A 17,982-nucleotide genomic window follows, 5' to 3' on the forward strand; every position below is an offset into this window, starting at 1 on the left:
CATCGGCGAGCGCTCAGAGCAAAATCTCCAGGGGCAGAAACCCGGTCGCGTCGACCGGTCCGGAAGACGCGCGCAGCCCCGCCTGTTCCAGTTCGCAGAGATAGGCCGCGGCGCCGGGACCCGTATGGTAGAGCGCACGCGCGCCGGGCAAGGGAGAGAACCGCCAGATCGGTGGCGCGTCGAGATGCAGCGGCCCCACCTGCGCATCGATCTCTTCGAGCAACAGATCGCGCACCAGCACCGGCTCCGGATCGATTGGAACGGGACGGCCCCGCCGCTTGAAGCCGCCGCCGCCCGACAGGCGGAAATCATTGCTCACGACGATGAAGCGGTCGGTGTTGCTGATCCGAGCGCCCTCATGGCGCAGGTCGCGGATGCGACCGGGCGCGGCGGGTCGCAGGCTGCCATCGGGGCGGAAACGCGGGGGTTGAGAGAGGTCGATCTCGTAGGTGATCCCCGAGATCACGTCGAAATGGTAGCTCGCGAAGGTGAGGTCGCAGAGCATCCGCAACTGCCCATCGGGATGCTGCTGGTTGTAGATCGAGGCCGCCTGCTCGAGCCAGTCGCGCAGCTCCGCGCCGTTCAGCTCCACCGCGCCGACCGTATTGTTGAACAGGTAGATATCGTCGACATGTCTCATACGCAGCGGGCCTGGGTGGATGTCGATGAAATGGGCCGACCCCGCCGCGCCGCCCGATTTGAAGCTCGACGCAGCCCCGAGGAGGGGCAGGTCCGCCTCGGGGCGACCGGCGAGCCGTTCGCGGGCGAAGCGCTGTTTCGCCGCGCTGATCAGCGCGAGCGTCCGGTCCGGCGCGATCTGTGTGAAATAGCTGTGCAGCGGCTCCGCAGTGGTGCCGATGGGACGGCGGATGTGATCGAGCGTGCGGCGATGGGCAGGCTCGGAGGCGGCAAGCACCGCCGCGCTGTCCGGCCCGGTCTCTTGCTGCGCCGGGCGCAGTTCCGCCCGATGCGCTGCGAGTCTCCAGCCGTCCTGCGTCTGCTCCAGCACGAGGTCGAGCACCCCGAGATGTGTGCCGCGCGCGCCCGCATTGAGCGCGGGCTTGCCGTGAAGCGTGCCGAGAACGGGGTCGATCCCCACGAAGGCCGGCCGTGTGGCGTCGGGAAATCCGTGATGGTCATGCCCGGCCAGCACGACGTCGACCCCGTCGAGCCGCGCGATCGCAAGCGCCGCCCGTTCGGCAGAGTGTTCGGGATCTTGCGATGCCTCGTTGCCCGGCGGCAGGGGCGAAATCCCGGTATGGGCGAGGGCGATCACAAGATCGGCGCCCGAGGCGCGGATCAATTGCAGCTGTGCCTCCGTCGCCTCCAGGAGCGAAGAGGTCGAAAGCTCGGCCCCGGGCCGGGTCTCGAGCCAGGCGAGGCTGGGGGGCGGCAGCACGCCGATCACCGCGATGCGCAGGGTCCGCTCCATGCCGTGACTGTCGAGCAGGCGGCGTTCGAGCATCGCCCAAGGGCGGATCGGCGTGCCGATGGAGGCGCGCAGATTGGCGCAGAGCGTGGGAAATTTCGCCGCTTCCAACGCTTGAACGAGCGGCCCGATCCCGAAATCGAACTCATGATTGCCAAGCGCCGCCGCGTCGTAGCCCAGAGCGTTCATCGCCGCGATCATCGGATTTTCGCCGTCGTGGCAGCCTGCGATCTTGCATGGCTCGCTCCAGAGCTGCGTCAACGGCGTGCCCTGAAGAAAATCGCCGCAATCGAACAGAAGGCAGTTCGGGGCTTCGCTGCGCGCTTGCGCAATTTCCGACGCCAGCGCCGCCAAGCCTCTGCGCGGGGCTGGGCGGTCATTGAAGTAATCGTAGCCCCGAGCTTGACCATGCAAATCGGTCGTCTCAAGAAGCCTCAGCGCGAGCGTGACGCGCTGACCCGAAAACTGGCCGGGCCAATCCCGGTCAGACAGTTTCCCCATGAGTTCCCCCTGGCCCGTAATTGACCTTTTATCGTTGAAATGCCGCCTCTTGACGGTCGCGTGTCCCCATACGCAACCTAGAGTAGAGGTCGGTCGTTTGCCAAGTTTTAAATTGACGTAACGCGTTTGCGAGGTCAGGGCGCGTGGCGGCTCTGGCTTGCGCGTCACCTGATCGGCACTGGTCTCCGGCTGGCGGCCCGTGGCAAGGGTAGGGCGATCCGCAGGAGTTTTTCATGCCGCCCGATTCCCTCGCCGACGCGCTACAGCCGAATTCTCAACCCGCCCGGTTGTCTCAAAGGCCTGCGCTCGATCCGCGGGGGCTGGCCTTCGCCGAAGCGCCGGGCGCGTTGGAGCGCGCGGCCCATCTGCGGGGCGATGCAGAGCGGCTCGCGGAGCTGCGCGCAGGCAAAACTGCGCGGGTGGTTGCGCTTTGGCGCGGGCGTCCGCTGTTCGGACCCGAGGGGCTGCATCTTCTGCGCGCGGGCGAGGCGGCGCTCGAGGCGATGCCGGGACCGGAGATTTTCCTCGGGTGTCACGATGCGTGTGCTCTGTTTTCCCGCGATGTCTCGGCCTTCGAGCCCGAGGGCGAACGACCCGATGGTGCCGCCTTTTTCGACGCCTCCGAGCAGCGCCATCCCGATCTGCCCGACGATATCGTCTTCGCCGAACTGCGCGGGCGGATGGGTTTCCTCAGCCCGGTCGAGGCGGAGATCGCCGCCACCGCGCGCGGGCTCGTGGAATGGCACCGGACGCATCGCTTCTGCTCCACCTGCGGGGCCGAGAGCGAACCCGAACAGGCGGGCTGGCATCGGCGCTGCCCGGTCTGCGAACGGCACCATTTCCCGCGCACCGATCCGGTGGTCATCATGCTGATCACCCACGGCAACCGACTGCTCCTGGGGCGCGGCCCGCATTGGCCCGAGACGATGTATTCCTGCCTCGCGGGGTTCATGGAGCCGGGCGAGACGGTGGAGGCCGCGGTGCGCCGCGAGGTCTTCGAGGAAAGCGGCGTCGAGGTGGGCGAGGTCTCTCTCGTGGCCTCGCAGCCCTGGCCCTTCCCGGCGTCGCTGATGCTGGGCTGTCGCGGCATGGCGACCACCACCGAGATCACCATCGACCCGGTCGAGATCGCCGATGCGCGCTGGATCAGCCGCGAGCGGCTGCTGCAGGTGGTGGCCGGGCGCGATCCTGAGATATCTGCGCCACGCCAAGGCGCGATTGCCGGCTGGCTGATGCGCGAGTGGCTTGCAGATCGGCTGGAATGAGGCCAGTTTGCCGCGCACGGTGCGCCACTCCCCGGCCTCCGATCTGCCCTGAGGACTCCGCTTTATGAAATTGTCGACCCGCACAGATATTTCCGCGCCCGCCGGTTTCGTCTTCGAGCGGCTCGCGGATTTCGGCAGCTTCGAGCGGGTGGCGATGCGGCGCGGGATCACGCTGAAACGGCTTGATACGCTGAGCGAACCCGGCGCGGGCATGTCCTGGGATATCGGCTTTCGCTTTCGCGGCAAGCAGCGCCAGATGATCACCGATGTGAAGCATTTCGAGGTGCCGGAACTGATCATCTACGAGGGCGTGTCGAACAGTTTCGAGGCGGTGATGGATTTCGATCTGACCGATCTGTCGAAGACGCGCACGCGTCTGCAGGTCGGGCTGGACCTGAGGCCGCGCAGCCTCGGCGCGCGGCTGATGATCCAGTCGGCCAAGCTCGGCAAGGGCAATCTGGAACGCCGCTTCAAGGAGCGGATCGAGCAATTCGCCCAGGATATCGAGCGTCAGCACGAGAAAAGCGCCTGACGCCCTGATCCTCAGCTGTCGCGTTCGCCTTAGCTGTCGCGTTCCGGGGCGGCCGGATAGACGCCCAGAATTTCCAGATAGCTGGTGAAGTAGTCCAGTTCTTCGAGCGCACGCGCCAGCGCCGGATCGTCCGGGTGACCTTCGACATCGGCATAGAACTGGGTCGCGGTGAAATGCCCGCCGACCATGTAGCTTTCCAGCTTGGTCATGTTCACGCCGTTGGTCGCGAAGCCGCCCATCGCCTTGTAGAGCGCGGCCGGGATGTTGCGGACCCGGAAGACGAAGGTGGTCATCATCTTCTCGCCGCGCGGACGGGTGTCGGGCTCGGTGCCCATGATCAGGAAGCGCGTGGTGTTATGCGCGTGATCCTCGATATGGCGCGCGAGGATGTTGAGGCCATAGGTCTCGGCGGCCATGTCGGAAGCCAGCACGCCGACGCTGCGGGTCTGCGCCTGCACGAGTTCGGCCGCGGCACCCGCGCTGTCGGCGGCCGCCTCGCCCCGGATGCCGTAGCGCGACAGGAAGCTTGCCGCCTGCGGCAGAAGCACCAGATGCGCGCGGACCTTTTCCAGTTCCTCGATCTCGACGCCGGGCAGAGCCATCAGGCTGATATGCACGCGCACGAAGGCCTCATCGAGAATATGCAGCCCCGATTCCGGCAACAGGCGGTGAATGTCGGCCACCCGCCCGTAGGTCGAATTCTCCACCGGCAGCATCGCGAGATCGGCATCGCCTTTCTTCACGGCGGCGATCACGTCCTCGAAGGTGCGGCAGGGGACAGGCTCGAGGTCCGGGCGCGCGTCGCGGCAGGCCTGATGCGAATAGGCGCCCAGCTCGCCCTGAAAGGCGATCCGTCCGGTTTTCGGCGTTTGTCCTTGGCGGCTCATGTGCAATCCCCCGCACTGATCTTGTCTTGCGCCCTGCCTAGCCCGTGCCCGCGCGGAAGGGAAGGGCCGGGGCGCGGGAGGCTCACGCTGCGTCATTCATTATCCACCCTCTGAAAATCCGATCACATCTGGTAAAGTTCCCTTGATCTGAAAGTCCCTGTGCGGATAGATGCGCGGGACGACGACGCATATCAGGGACGAGACATGTTCAATACCATGACCTTTACCAAGGCGGCGGGCGCGTTTCTGGGCGCGTTGCTGTTCTTCCTGCTCACGGCCTGGGCCTCGAGCGCGCTCTACACCGTTGGCGAGAGCCATGACGCTTCGGGCGGCAGCGAGCACGAGATGAAGGACATGATGTCCGCAGCCCCCGGTGATCTGCTGGCGACCGAGGACGAAGGCGATGGCGCGGCTCAGGAAGAGGAAGTCGCACAGATCGAGCTTGGCACCGGCGACGCGGCCAAGGGCGAGAAGATCTTCGGCAAGTGCAAGGCCTGCCACTCGATGGAAGGCAAGAACGGCGTTGGCCCGCATCTCGACGGCGTGGTCGGTCGCGCGGTCGCCTCAGTCGGCGACTACTCCTACTCGGGCTCCCTCGAGAGCCATGGCGGCGAATGGACGCTCGAAGCGCTCAACTCGTGGCTTGAGAACCCGAAGGACTACATCCCGGGCAACAAGATGTCCTTTGCCGGTCTGAAGAAGCCCGAAGACCGCAACGACGTGATCGCCTATCTGCAAGAGCATTCGAACTGAGGCAAACCCCTCTCGAATCTTCTCAAGGCCGCCTCTTTGGGCGGCCTTTTGCATTTCCCGTCCTGCTTTACAGATTCGTAACTTGCTCCCTGCGCACTTAGGCTTTTAGCTAGGCAGACGCGAAAACGCTTTGGAGCAGGGAGCAGGTGTGCATGGCAAAAGCGCGAGTGGCGAGTAAAGCGATTGATACGGATTGGACGCAGGTGGCGCCGCGCGCGCTGAGCGGGCTGGTTGCAGCGGGTCTGATCTGGGCGGGACTGGCCTTCGGCGCACATGCACAAGACAGCACGCAAAGCGGCGACACGATCACCTCCTACGGGATCGCGACGCTCGGACATCTGAAATATCCCGCCGACTACACCCATCTCGACTACGTCAATCCGGATGCGCCCAAGGGCGGTGAGATCTCGGAATGGGCGCCGGGCGGGTTCGACAACTACAATCCCTATTCGATTCAGGGCCGCGCCGCCGCGCTGTCCTCTGTTCCGCTGGAATCGCTGATGGAGGGTACCGCCGACACGGTGGGGGAGCTGTATTGCCTGCTCTGCAAGAGCCTCGAATATCCGCCGAGCAAGGATTGGGTCGTCTTCACGCTGCGCGACGGGATCAAATTCTCCGACGGCACGCCGCTGACCGCGCAGGATGTGGTCTTCTCCTATGAGCAGCTGCGCGACAAAGGGCTGAGCTCCTTCCGCGCGGTGATCGCCCAGCAGGTCAAATCGGCCGAGGCGATCGACGACAAGCACATCCGTTTCGAGTTCCAGCCCGATTACCCGCGCCGCGATATCATCCAATCGGTGGCGTCGCTGCCGATCTTCTCCAAGGCGCAGTTCGAGAAGGAAGATATCGACCTGTCGCAAACCTCGCCGGTGCCCTTCATCGGCTCGGGGCCGTACGTGTTCGACAGCGTCAAAAGCAATCGCGCGATCACCTGGAAGCGCAACCCCGACTATTGGGGCAAGGACCTTCCGATCAACAAGGGGCGCTCCAACTTCGACAAGATCCGCGTCGAGTATTTCGGCGATTACCAGTCGGCCTTCGAGGGCTTCAAATCCGGCACCTACACGTTCCGCAACGAGGCCAGCTCGATCATCTGGGCCACCGCCTACGACTTCCCGGCGATGCAGACGGGCGAGGTCGTGAAGGCGGAACTGCCCAACGGCAACATCGCCTCGGGGCAGGGCTTCGCGATCAACCTGCGCGAGCCGAAATTCGACGATCTCCGCGTGCGTGAGGCGCTCGATCTGGCGTTCAATTTCGAATGGTCGAACGACACGCTGTTCTACGGGCTCTATGACCGGGTCGAGAGCTTCTGGGAAAACTCCAAGCTGCAGGCGCAGGGCAAGCCCTCGGCGGAGGAAAAGAAGATCCTCGAGCCGCTCGCCAAGGATCTGCCCGACGGCATCCTCACCGACGACGCGGTGATCCAGCCGGTCTCGGGCAAGCGTCAGCTGGACCGCAAGAACATGCGCAAGGCGGCGAAGCTGCTGGAAGAGGCGGGCTGGGTCGTCGGCGATGACGGGATGCGTCGCAACGCCGAGGGCGAGAAACTGACAGTCGCGATCCTCAACGACAGCCAGACCTTCGACCGTGTCATCAACCCTTATGTCCAGAACCTGCGCGCGCTCGGCATCGACGCCAGAATGGACCGCGTCGATGACAGCGAATATGAGAACCGCCGTCGCAGCCACGACTTCGACATGATCACCACCCATCTGGGTCAGGACGAAATCCCCGGCTCGAACCTGCAGCAGTATTTCGGCTCGGGCTCGACCGATGACGTGTTCAATGCGATGGGGCTGAAGAATCCGGCGATCGACAAGATGATCCGCATGGTCGAAGAGGCGAACACCGAAGAAGAGCTGCTGCCGCGCGTCCACGCGCTGGACCGCAGCCTGCGCGCCCTGCGCTTCTGGGTGCCGCAATGGTTCAAACCCACCTATACGGTCGCTTACTACGATATGTACGATCACCCGAAAAACTTGCCGCCCTACGCTCTGGGAGAGCTGGATTTCTGGTGGTATGACGCCGACAAGGCCAAGAAACTGAAAGCGAGCGGCGCACTCTGAGCGACCGCCGATAAACGAGCAGAGGGCCGGACATGGGCGCCTATATCCTGCGGCGATTGCTGATGGTGATCCCCACCTTGTTGGGAATCATGATCATCAACTTCACGCTGACGCAATTCGTCCCCGGCGGGCCGATCGAACAGGTCATCGCCCGCGTGCAGGGCGAGGCGGATTCGATGCGCAATATCTCGGGCGGCGGGGATGCGGGCACGCAGAACCAGGGCGGCGTCGAGGACAGCGGCTATCAGGGCGCGCGCGGCATCTCTCCGGAACTGCTCAATCAGCTCGAAGTGCAGATGGGCTTCGCGCGGATCGTCTGCGATGACGGCTTCACCGGCACGCCCGATCTGGCGGACCCGGCCTGCCACAAGGAGAAGATCCCGGCCTGGCAGCGCTTCGCGATCATGATGAAGGGCTATCTGACCTTCGATTTCGGCAACAGCTTCTTCCGCAACGAGAGCGTCGTGAACCTCGTGATCGACAAGATGCCGGTCTCGATCACGCTGGGCCTGTGGTCGACGATCCTCGCCTATATCATCTCGATCCCGCTGGGCATTCGCAAAGCGGTGCGCGACGGCACGCCCTTCGACACCTGGACCTCCGGCGCGATCATCGTGGGCTACGCGATCCCGGGCTTCCTCTTCGCGGTGATGCTGATGGTGCTGTTCGCGGGCGGCAGCTATTTCAAGATTTTCCCGCTGCGCGGCCTGACATCGGATAATTTCGACCAGCTGACGATGATCGGTAAGGCGCTCGATTACCTGTGGCACATCGCGCTGCCGGTGACGGCCACGACCATCGCGAGCTTCGCCACGATGACGCTGCTGACGAAGAACTCCTTCCTCGACGAGATCAACAAGCAATATGTGATGACCGCCCGCGCTAAGGGTCTGGCCGAAAAGAAGGTGCTTTACGGCCATGTCTTCCGCAACGCGATGCTGATCGTGATCGCGGGCTTCCCGGCGCAGTTCCTCGGCATCTTCTTCGGCGCCTCGATCATCGTCGAGACGATCTTCTCGCTCGACGGGCTGGGCCTGCTGGGCTTCCAGGCGGCGGTGGAGCGCGACTACCCGGTGATCTTCGGTACGCTCTACATGTTCGGGCTGATCTCGCTCGTCGTGAACATCATCTCCGACATGATGTATGTCTTCGTTGACCCGCGGATCGATTTCGAGAAGAGGTCCGGCTGATGGCATTGTCTCCTCTCAACCAACGTCGCTGGCGCAACTTCAAGGCCAATCGCCGCGCCTTCTGGTCGGCGATCATCTTCGCCGTGCTCTTCGTCCTCGCGATGTTCGCGGAGTTCATCGCGAACGACAAACCCATCGTGGTGAGCTATCGCGGCGAGCTGTATTTCCCGATCTACAACTTCTACCCCGAGACCGCTTTCGGCGGCGATTTCCGCACCGAGGCGATCTATCGCGACCCGACCGTGCAATGCCTGATCGAGACGGGCGGCACCGAGGGCTGCTTCGACGCGGACGACCCGAACGCCTTCGCGAAACAGGCGCTGCAGGCGGGCGAGGTCGATGGCGAGAAGATCGAGAAGGGCTGGCTCCTGTGGCCGCCGATCCCCTACAGCTACAACACGATCAACGATGTGGGCACCGCGCCCTCGGCCCCCGATGCCGATCACTGGCTGGGCACGGACGACACCGCGCGCGACGTGCTGGCGCGGGTGATCTACGGCTTCCGCACCTCGGTGCTGTTCGCGCTGATCGTGACCGGGATCGGCTCGATCATCGGGATCGCGGCAGGCGCCGTGCAGGGCTATTTCGGCGGCAAGGTGGACCTGTTCTTCCAGCGCATTCTGGAGATCTGGTCCTCCACACCCGCGCTCTACGTCATCATCATCCTCTTCGCGATCCTGGGCCGAAGTTTCTGGCTTCTGGTGATGGTCTCGATCCTCTTCGGCTGGCCCGCGCTGGTCGGCGTCGTCCGGGCCGAGTTCCTGCGCGCGCGCAACTTCGAATATGTCCGTGCCGCCCGTGCGCTTGGCGTGTCGGACCGTGTGATCATGTTCCGCCACATCCTGCCAAATGCGATGGTGGCGACGCTGACCATGCTGCCCTTCGTGATCACCGGCGCGATCGGCGCGCTCGCCTCGCTCGATTATCTGGGCTACGGGCTGCCGTCGTCGGCGCCCTCGCTTGGGGAGCTTGCGCTGCAGGGCAAGCAGCACCTGCAAGCGCCGTGGCTGGCCTTCTCGGCCTTCTTCACCTTCGCCATCATGCTCTCGCTTCTGGTCTTCGTCTTCGAGGGCATCCGTGACGCGTTCGATCCCAGAAAGGTGTTCCGATGAAACCGGTTCTCGAGGTCGAAAACCTGAAGGTCGCCTTCAGCTCCGAGGGCAAATTCACCCCGGCCGTGAAAGGCGTGAGCTTCACCGTGAATGCGGGCGAGACCGTCGCGTTGGTGGGCGAGTCCGGCTCGGGCAAATCCGTGACCGCGCTGTCGACCGTGGCGCTGGTCGGGGGCAATTCCAAGGTCGAGGGCTCGATCCGCTACGAGGGCCGCGAGATGGTCGGCGCGACCGAGCGCGAGCTGATGCAGGTGCGTGGCAACGATATCAGCTTCATCTTTCAGGAGCCGATGACCTCGCTCAATCCGCTGCACACGCTGGAAAAGCAGATCGGCGAAAGCCTCGCGCTGCACCAGGGCGTGACGGGTGAGCAGGCCAAGAAACGTATCATCGACCTGCTCGACAAGGTCGGCATCCAGAACCCGGCGGACCGTTTGCAGGACTACCCGCACCAGCTCTCGGGCGGACAACGCCAGCGCGTGATGATCGCGATGGCGCTCGCCAACGGGCCCGACCTGCTGATCGCAGACGAACCGACGACCGCGCTCGACGTGACGATTCAGGCGCAGATCCTCGAGCTGCTGGCCGATCTGAAGCGCGACATGGGCATGAGCCTTCTGTTCATCAGCCACGACCTCGGCGTGGTGCGGCGCATCGCGGACCGGGTCTGCGTCATGCAGCATGGCGAGATCGTGGAGCAGGGGAAGACCGAAGACATCTTCGCCAACCCCAAACACCCCTATACGAAGAAACTTCTGGAGGCCGAACCCACCGGCCGCGCCGAACCGGTGCCCGAGAACGCGCCCGAACTGGTGCGCACCGAGCATCTGAAAATTTGGTTCCCGATCCAGCGCGGTCTGCTGCGCAAGACCATCGGCCATGTGAAGGCGGTGAACGACGCCTCGCTGTCGGTGAGGGCAGGGGAGACGCTGGGCATCGTGGGCGAATCCGGCTCGGGCAAGACCACGCTCGCGCTCGCGATCATGCGGCTCATCGCCTCCGAAGGGCCGATCATCTACGAGAACCAGGACATCTCCAGCTGGCAGGCGAACAAGCTGCGCGCGCTGCGCCGCGACATGCAGATCGTGTTCCAGGACCCGTTCGGCTCGCTCTCGCCGCGTATGACGGTGGAGCAGATCATCGGCGAAGGTCTGACCGTCCACGGCGTCGATCCGGGCCGCAACCGCCGCGAGATGGTGGCCGAAATCATGGAGGAAACCGGGCTCGATCCGTCGATGATGGAGCGCTACCCACATGAATTCTCGGGTGGCCAGCGCCAGCGGATCGCCATCGCCCGCGCGATGATCCTGCGTCCCAAGGTGGTGGTGCTGGACGAGCCGACCTCGGCGCTCGACATGACGGTGCAGGTGCAGATCGTGGACCTGCTGCGCGATCTGCAGGAACGCCACGGGCTCGCGTATCTGTTCATCAGCCACGACCTGCGGGTGGTGCGCGCGCTCAGCCACAAGATCATGGTGATGAAGCGCGGCGACGTGGTCGAGGCGGGCAACGCGGCGGAGGTCTTCGCCAATCCGCAGACCGCCTATACCCGCCAGTTGATGGTGGCCGCCTTGGGGGAGAGTTCGCTGACCCCCGAGATTGCATGAAGATCCTCTTCGTTCACCAGAACTTCCCGGGCCAGTTCGTACATCTGGCACCGGCTCTGGCCGCGCGCGGGCATGACATTCTCGCCCTGACGGTCGAGACGAACCAGCGCCCCTCGCCGGTGAAGGTGGTGAAATATCGCAAGCCCGCGCCGGTCGAGATGTCCTCGCGGCTCACCCGCCTTTACGCCGATTGCGCCGCGCGCGGGGCGAAGGTTGCGCTGGCCGCCCGGCAGCTGCGCGACAAGCACGGCTATGTGCCGGACGTGATCTTTGGCCATTCCGGCTGGGGCGAGACGCTGTTCCTGCGCGAGGTCTGGCCCGAAGCGAAGCTGTTGGTCTATGCCGAGCTGATGTATCGCACGACCGGCATGGACACGGACTTCGACGCGGAGTTCCAGCGCCCCGGCCTCGAGACCCGCATCTCTACCACCGCGCGCTCGGCCCATCTGATCCAGTCGATGGTGCAGGCCGATGCGGGGCTCGCCCCGACCGAGTTTCAGGCCGAGACCTTCCCGCCGGAGCTGCGCGCCAAGCTCACCATCTGCCATGACGGCGTCGATTGCGCCCGCCTCGCACCGAACCCGCAGGCGCGTTTTACGGTGCCCGGAACGACGCTCACCTTCCGCCCCGGCGACGAGGTTCTGACCTTCGTGAACCGCTCGCTCGAACCCTATCGCGGCTATCACTCCTTCATGCGCGCGCTGCCCGAAGTGCTCGCCGCGCGGCCCGAGGCGCATGTGCTGATCGTGGGCGAGGAGGGGCAAAGCTATGGCGCCCCGCCGAAGGACGCCAAAAGCTGGAAACAGAAATTCCTCGACGAGGTTCGCGACCGGCTGGACATGAGCCGCGTGCATTTCCTCGGTCGTATTCCTTACGGCGATTACGTCGACATGCTCCATGTCAGCCGCACCCATGCCTACCTGACCTATCCCTTCGTGCTCAGCTGGTCGCTGATGGAATCGATGGCTGCCGGCTGCGCCATCGTGGCCTCGGATACCGCCCCGGTGCGCGAGGTGATCACCGACGGGCAGACCGGGCGGCTGGTGGATTTCTTCGACATCCCCGGCTGGTCGAGGGCACTGATCGAAGGGCTTGCGACTCCGCAGACATTCGCCCCGATGCGCGAGGCAGCCCGCGCCCATATGTGCGAGCGTTACGACCTGCGCACCCATTGCCTGCCGCGCCTGATCGCCTTCGTCGAGGGCGCGATCGCCACACCCTGATACGCGCCCTTCCGCGAGACGGACTCGACTCCGCAGCCCCCGAGACCTAAAAAGAACAAAGCACGAACAAGTGACTCGAACCCTAGGCTCAGCGACATGCTCGACGGGCGCACACGGCGTATTCTCACTCTCTGGTTTCCCCGGCTGGCGAGCGACCGGGTTCTTCGCGCGCGCCCCGTTGAGGGGCCCTTCGCGCTGGTCATGCGCGAGGGCAATACCGACCGGCTGCACTGCCTGAACGCCGCCGCCGAGGGGCAGGGGCTGGCGCGCAGCATGGCGCTGTCCGAGGCCCGCGCCTTCTGCCCCGCGCTGCAGACCGCGCCCGCCGATCCCGCCCGCGAGGCGCAATTTCTCGAAACCCTGCGCCGCTGGGCCACGCGCTACTGCCCTTGGGTGGGGCTGGAGGACGAGGGTCTGGTGCTCGACATCACCGGCTCGGATCACCTCTGGGGCGGGGAGGAGCCGATGATGGCCGAGATGGCCGCCCGGCTGGAGCGCGCCCGGATCACCGCGCGGCTGGGCCTCGCCGATACGCGCGGCGCGGCTTGGGCGCTGGCGCATTTCGCCCCCGGCCTGGCCGCGCCCGGCGCGCGTCTCTCGGCACTGGGCAAGCTGCCGGTGGCTGCGCTGCGCCTGCCGCATGACACGGTCACGGGGCTGCAGCGGCTGGGCCTGCGCGAGATCGGCGATCTGACCCGCACGCCGCGCGCGCCGCTCGTGCGCCGCTTCGGGGCGGGGCTGATGGCGCGGCTCGATCAGGCCTTGGGCGATCTGCCCGAACAGGTCTCGCCCGTGGCCGATCCGCCCCATTACGGCACCCGCCTGACCCTGCCCGAACCGATCGGCCAGCAGGCCGATGTGATGGCCGGGATCGAGCGGCTGCTCGACCGACTCTGCACCAAACTCAAGGAAAACGAGACCGGCGCGCGGGTGCTCTGCCTCACTCTGCGCCGCGTCGATCAGGCCAGTCAGGAGGTCGAGCTGCGCCTCGCCACCCCGCTCCGCGACCCCGCCCGGATCGCGGCCCTCTTCGCGCGTGGCATCGAGGATATCGACGCGGGCTTCGGCATCGACCAGATGCGCCTCGCCGCCACGCAGGTCGAGGCACTGCCCGCCCGCCAGATCGGCGCCATCGCCACCGAGCGGCGCGACAAGCTGGGCGATCTGATCACCCGGATCGGGCTGCGCATCGGGCTGGAGAACGTTCAGCGCTACCTGCCCGCCGACAGCCATATCCCCGAGCGCAGCTTCCTGATCGCGCCCGCCGCCTTCACCGAGCCCGAGGGCAACTGGCACCAGCCGCATCCCCGTCCGCTGCGGCTGTTCCCGCCCGAGCCGCTCATCTCTGACGCGCCCGATCCGCCGCGCCGCTTCCGCTGGCGTCGTCAGTCGCTCAGCGCGGAACGCATCGAGGGGCCGGAACGGCTGACCCCGGAATGGTGGTTCGACGACCCGAACTGGCGGCGCGGGATGCGCGACTATTGGCGCGTCGAGACCGGGCAGGGGCTGCGGCTCTGGATGTTCCACACGCCGCAGGATCCCGGCTGGTATGTCGAGGGGGTCTTCGCATGACCGCTCCCTTCGCCTTGGCCGAAATATCCCGGGGGGCGCCCGACGGGCGCGGGGGAAGCGCCCCCTCGACGGTCGTGACCACCGCCAACACCCCCGCCATTCCGCTCGCCTATGCCGAGCTTTGCACCACCTCCAATTTCACCTTCCTCACCGGCGCGTCCCACCCCGAGGAGCTGATGGTGCGCGCCGCCGAGCTGGGCCTCGAGGCCATCGCGATCACCGACCGCAACTCGCTCGCGGGCGTGGTGCGTGCTTTCTCCGCACTCAAGGAACTCAAGCGCGAGATCGGAGAGGCTTTGCGTATCCGCTCGGAAGTCCAGCGCGACGAAAGCTCCCGCCAGCCCATCGGATCGCCACAGGATCTGGCCCGACCCACAACCGCGAAACTGCCGAAGCTGATCGTCGGCGCGCGGCTGGTGCTGAGCGATTGCCCGGTCGAGTGGGTGGCGCTTCCCACCGACCGCGCGGCCTATCACCGGCTGAGCCAGCTTCTGACCCGCGGCAAGCGCCGGGCGGGGAAGGGGGAGTGTCACCTGACCCGCGCGGACCTTCTGGAGGGCTGCGCGGGGATGATCCTGATCGCCCTGCCGCCCGCCGATCTGGCCCGTGCCTACCGCCCGCTGCAGGAGATGCGGCGGCGCTTTCCGGGACAGGTCTTCCTTGGCGCGCCGCCGCGCTATGACGGCTCGGATCAGCGCTGGTTCGACGCCTGCGCGGCGCTCGCGCTCCGGGCCTCGACGCCGATGGTGGCGACTGGCGACGTGCTGATGCATCGCGGGTCGCGCCGGCAGCTGGCCGATGTGCTGACCTGCCTGCGCGAGGGCTGCACCATCGACGCGCTTGGCACCCGCGCGCTGCCCAATGCCGAGCGCCGGTTGAAGGGGCCGCAGGACATGGCGCGGCTCTACCGTCGCCACCCCGCAGCCCTGCGCCGAAGCTGCGAGATCGCGGCGCGCTGCGGTTTCGATCTCGACGAACTCAGCTACGAATATCCCGATGAGGTGGCGCAGAACGAGCCCGCGCAGGACCGGCTCGACCGGCTCGCCCGCGAGGGGCTGGCGCGGCGCTCTCCGGGGGGCATCTCGGAACGTCACGCAGGCCTGCTGGAGAAAGAGCTGCGCCTCGTCTCCGAACTGGGCTTCGCCGCCTATTTCCTCACCGTCCATGACATCGTGAGCTTCGCCCGCAGCCGCGGCATCCTGTGTCAGGGGCGCGGCTCGGCGGCCAATTCGATCATCTGCTGGGCGCTTGGCATCACCGATGTCAGCCCCGATCAGATCGGCATGGTCTTCGAGCGCTTCATCTCGAAATATCGCGGCGAGCCGCCTGATATCGACGTCGATTTCGAGCATGAGCGCCGCGAAGAAGTCATCCAGTGGATCTATGAGCGCTATGGCCGCGACCGCGCTGGGCTTTGTGCCACCGTGATCCATTTCCGCACCCGCGCCGCGATCCGCGAGGTGGGCAAGGTGATGGGGCTGAGCGCCGATGTCACGGCGAGCCTCGCGGGCCAGATCTGGGGGATTTCCGGCAAGGGGCCGGACCATGCGCGGATGGGTGAGCTGGGCCTCGACCCCACCGACCGGCGGCTGTCGCAGACGCTGAAACTGATCGGCGAGATCATCGGATTTCCGCGCCATCTCAGCCAGCATGTCGGCGGCTTCGTCATCACGAAAGGCCGCCTCGACGCGCTTTGTCCGATCGAGAATGCCGCGATGGAGGGGCGCACCTGCATCGAATGGGACAAGGACGATATCGACACGCTGGGCATCCTGAAGGTCGACGTGCTCAGCCTCGGGATGCTCACCTGTATCCGCAAGAGCTTCGACCTTCTGGCGGGTCACGAGAAGCTGGATATGTCGCTCGCCACCGTCCCGCAGGAGGACATGCCGACCTATGACATGCTGTGCCGCGCCGATGCGGTGGGGGTGTTTCAGGTGGAAAGCCGGGCGCAGATGAACTTCCTGCCGAGGATGCGTCCACGCACTTTCTACGACCTCGTGATCGAGGTCGCCATCGTCCGTCCCGGTCCCATTCAGGGCGGCATGGTCCACCCCTATATCAACCGTCGTCAGGGGTGCGAAAAGGTAGATTTCCCCTCCAAGGAGCTGGAAGGCGTGCTGGGCAAAACCCTCGGCGTGCCGCTGTTCCAAGAACAGGCGATGCAGATCGCGGTGGTGGCTGCGGGCTTCACGCCGGAGGAGGCCGATCGCCTGCGCCGCTCGCTCGCGACGTTTCGCAAGATGGGTACGATCGGCACCTTTCGCGAGCGCTTCGTGCAAGGCATGCTGGCACGCGGCTACACGCCCGATTTCGCCGATCGCTGCTTCTCCCAGATCGAGGGGTTCGGCGAATACGGCTTCCCCGAAAGCCACGCGGCGGCCTTTGCGCATCTCACCTATGTCTCCTCCTGGCTGAAGTGCCACCACCCTGCGATCTTCGCCTGCGCGCTGCTGAATTCGCAGCCGATGGGCTTTTACGCCCCCGCCCAGATCGTGCGCGACGTGCGGGAACACGGGGTCGAGGTGCGGCCCGTTTGCGTCAACCATTCGGGCTGGGACAGCTCGCTGGAACGCCGCGCGGACGGGGCTTTGGCGCTGCGTCTGGGCTTTCGCCAGATCAAGGGATTTCGCGAGGAGGACGCGGGCTGGATCGTCGCTGCACGGGGCAATGGCTACCCCGATCCCGAGAGCCTCTGGCTGCGCGCGGGCACGCCGCCGCATGTGCTCGAACGCCTCGCCGAGGCCGATGGGTTTGCCGGAATTGGCCTCACGCGGCGCGATGCGCTCTGGGCCGTGAAAGCGATCCGCGCCCCCGCGCCGCTACCGCTTTTCGCCGATCCGATGGACGGGGAAGGGGGGCGCGAACCGGCTGTAGAGCTGCCCGCGATGCATCTGGGAGAGGAGGTCGTGGAGGATTACGTGGCGCTCAGATTGAGCCTGCGCGCCCATCCGATGGAGCTGCTGCGCCCCTCGATTTCCGGCCTCACACCGCATTGCGAACTGGTCGGCACGCGGCAAAATCGGGTCACGGTTTGCGGCCTCGTGATCACCCGCCAGCGCCCCGGAACGGCCTCCGGTGTGATCTTCATTACGCTGGAAGACGAGACCGGCGTGAGCAATGTCGTGGTCTGGCCGAAGCTCTATGAACGGTTCCGCCGGGCGGTGATGGGCGGGCGTCTTCTGCGGGTCTCGGGGCGGCTCGAACGGGAGGGGGTGGTGGTCCATCTGATCGCCGAAAAGATCGAGGATCTCTCCCCGCGACTGGCCGATCTGGGGCACCCGCTCGACGACGTTCTGGGCCTCACTACACCCCAGGCGGACGACGCCCCGCGCCCCCGTCCGCAGACCACTGCGCGCCATCCGCGCGAGCAGGCGAAACGGCTTTTCCCGAGCCGGGATTTCCATTGACTGGAGAAGAACTCAGCGCTGGAAGCAGCGTGCCTTCTTGCTGAAGCCTGCGGGCGAGCAAATCCATTTGCCCTTGCCGATGAACCGGGTCTGAACGACGCGCGGAGTGGCTTGCGCTTTGCTGGCACGCCCGGCGAGCCAGTCGAATTTTGCGCCGCCCTGACCGGCGGTGCTTTTGGCGGAAACACGGATCGGTTTGAGGTCCAGCATGCCAGCTTGTTGCGCATGGGCGCTGCTCAGCGGGGCTGCAAAGATCAGGCCGGCCACGACAAGGCGGGCCGCTTTCACGGATAAAAACGTCATCGGAACTGTAATCCTGTCTGCTCACGTTGCGGTCTGACCCCTCCCGTCTGCGCGGAAGAGGGCCGATTGCGTCCTCATGGCAGCAGGATTGGTCGAACTCAGCCTACGGGTCAAGTTGGTAGGTGACGT

At 65.5% G+C, this 17,982-nt stretch carries 13 protein-coding genes; 10 read left to right on the plus strand and 3 right to left on the minus strand.

The features are described from left to right. Positions 1 to 13: 13 nt before the first annotated feature. Positions 14 to 1,930: a 5'-nucleotidase C-terminal domain-containing protein gene (locus AXZ77_RS05890; RefSeq protein WP_098410418.1), complete on the minus strand. Its 1,917-nt coding sequence runs from the start codon at positions 1,928 to 1,930 to the stop codon at positions 14 to 16. A gap of 233 nt (positions 1,931 to 2,163) precedes the next feature. Here AXZ77_RS05890 and nudC point away from each other — a divergent pair, with 233 nt between their 5' ends. Both nudC and AXZ77_RS05900 read left to right on the plus strand, forming a co-directional pair. Then, on the plus strand, positions 2,164 to 3,195 hold the full coding sequence (gene nudC, locus AXZ77_RS05895; RefSeq protein WP_098410419.1) for an NAD(+) diphosphatase: 1,032 nt from the start codon (positions 2,164 to 2,166) through the stop codon (positions 3,193 to 3,195). Positions 3,196 to 3,259: 64 nt separating this feature from the next. Then, entirely contained in the window at positions 3,260 to 3,727 is a 468-nt protein-coding gene (locus tag AXZ77_RS05900; protein ID WP_098410420.1) for an SRPBCC family protein, read from the plus strand. 29 nt (positions 3,728 to 3,756) lie between these two features. Here AXZ77_RS05900 and AXZ77_RS05905 read toward each other — a convergent pair whose 3' ends face one another. Beyond that, the gene (locus AXZ77_RS05905) at positions 3,757 to 4,614 is read right to left on the minus strand and encodes a prephenate dehydratase (protein ID WP_098410421.1); all 858 of its coding nucleotides are present in this window, start codon (positions 4,612 to 4,614) and stop codon (positions 3,757 to 3,759) included. Between the two features lie 204 nt (positions 4,615 to 4,818). On the opposite strand from AXZ77_RS05905, the gene AXZ77_RS05910 reads away from it, so the two are divergent. The 8 genes from AXZ77_RS05910 to AXZ77_RS05945 all read left to right on the plus strand — a co-directional run bounded on the left by AXZ77_RS05910 (position 4,819) and on the right by AXZ77_RS05945 (position 17,550). Next, a complete protein-coding gene (locus tag AXZ77_RS05910; RefSeq protein ID WP_098410422.1) occupies positions 4,819 to 5,367 on the plus strand; it encodes a cytochrome c family protein in 549 nt (182 codons plus the stop codon). A 152-nt stretch (positions 5,368 to 5,519) separates the two neighbouring features. Beyond that, positions 5,520 to 7,436, plus strand: coding sequence for an extracellular solute-binding protein (locus AXZ77_RS05915; protein ID WP_098410423.1), 1,917 nt, complete (start codon positions 5,520 to 5,522; stop codon positions 7,434 to 7,436). Between the two features lie 32 nt (positions 7,437 to 7,468). Continuing rightward, on the plus strand, positions 7,469 to 8,626 hold the full coding sequence (locus AXZ77_RS05920; RefSeq protein ID WP_088721872.1) for a microcin C ABC transporter permease YejB: 1,158 nt from the start codon (positions 7,469 to 7,471) through the stop codon (positions 8,624 to 8,626). Next, positions 8,626 to 9,738, plus strand: a complete 1,113-nt coding sequence (locus tag AXZ77_RS05925; protein ID WP_078546388.1) for an ABC transporter permease — start codon at positions 8,626 to 8,628, stop codon at positions 9,736 to 9,738. The genes AXZ77_RS05920 and AXZ77_RS05925 overlap by 1 nt, the downstream gene beginning before the upstream one ends. Next, positions 9,735 to 11,345: an ABC transporter ATP-binding protein gene (locus tag AXZ77_RS05930; protein WP_098410424.1), complete on the plus strand. Its 1,611-nt coding sequence runs from the start codon at positions 9,735 to 9,737 to the stop codon at positions 11,343 to 11,345. Before AXZ77_RS05925 ends, AXZ77_RS05930 begins: the two co-directional genes overlap by 4 nt. Further along, positions 11,342 to 12,568: a glycosyltransferase gene (locus tag AXZ77_RS05935; RefSeq protein WP_098410425.1), complete on the plus strand. Its 1,227-nt coding sequence runs from the start codon at positions 11,342 to 11,344 to the stop codon at positions 12,566 to 12,568. Before AXZ77_RS05930 ends, AXZ77_RS05935 begins: the two co-directional genes overlap by 4 nt. A 96-nt stretch (positions 12,569 to 12,664) precedes the next feature. Beyond that, positions 12,665 to 14,140 carry a DNA polymerase Y family protein gene (locus tag AXZ77_RS05940; RefSeq protein WP_098410426.1) on the plus strand — a complete coding sequence of 492 codons (1,476 nt, stop codon included), beginning with the start codon at positions 12,665 to 12,667 and terminating at the stop codon, positions 14,138 to 14,140. Next, complete coding sequence (locus AXZ77_RS05945; RefSeq protein ID WP_098410427.1) at positions 14,137 to 17,550, plus strand: error-prone DNA polymerase; 3,414 nt, start codon at positions 14,137 to 14,139, stop codon at positions 17,548 to 17,550. The genes AXZ77_RS05940 and AXZ77_RS05945 overlap by 4 nt, the downstream gene beginning before the upstream one ends. Positions 17,551 to 17,562: 12 nt before the next feature. On the opposite strand, the gene AXZ77_RS05950 is transcribed toward AXZ77_RS05945, so the two are convergent. Beyond that, on the minus strand, positions 17,563 to 17,838 hold the full coding sequence (locus tag AXZ77_RS05950; protein ID WP_141536233.1) for a hypothetical protein: 276 nt from the start codon (positions 17,836 to 17,838) through the stop codon (positions 17,563 to 17,565). Between the last annotated feature and the right edge of the window lie 144 nt (positions 17,839 to 17,982).

Source organism: Thioclava sp. ES.031 (genome assembly GCF_002563775.1).
Lineage (GTDB): Bacteria > Pseudomonadota > Alphaproteobacteria > Rhodobacterales > Rhodobacteraceae > Thioclava.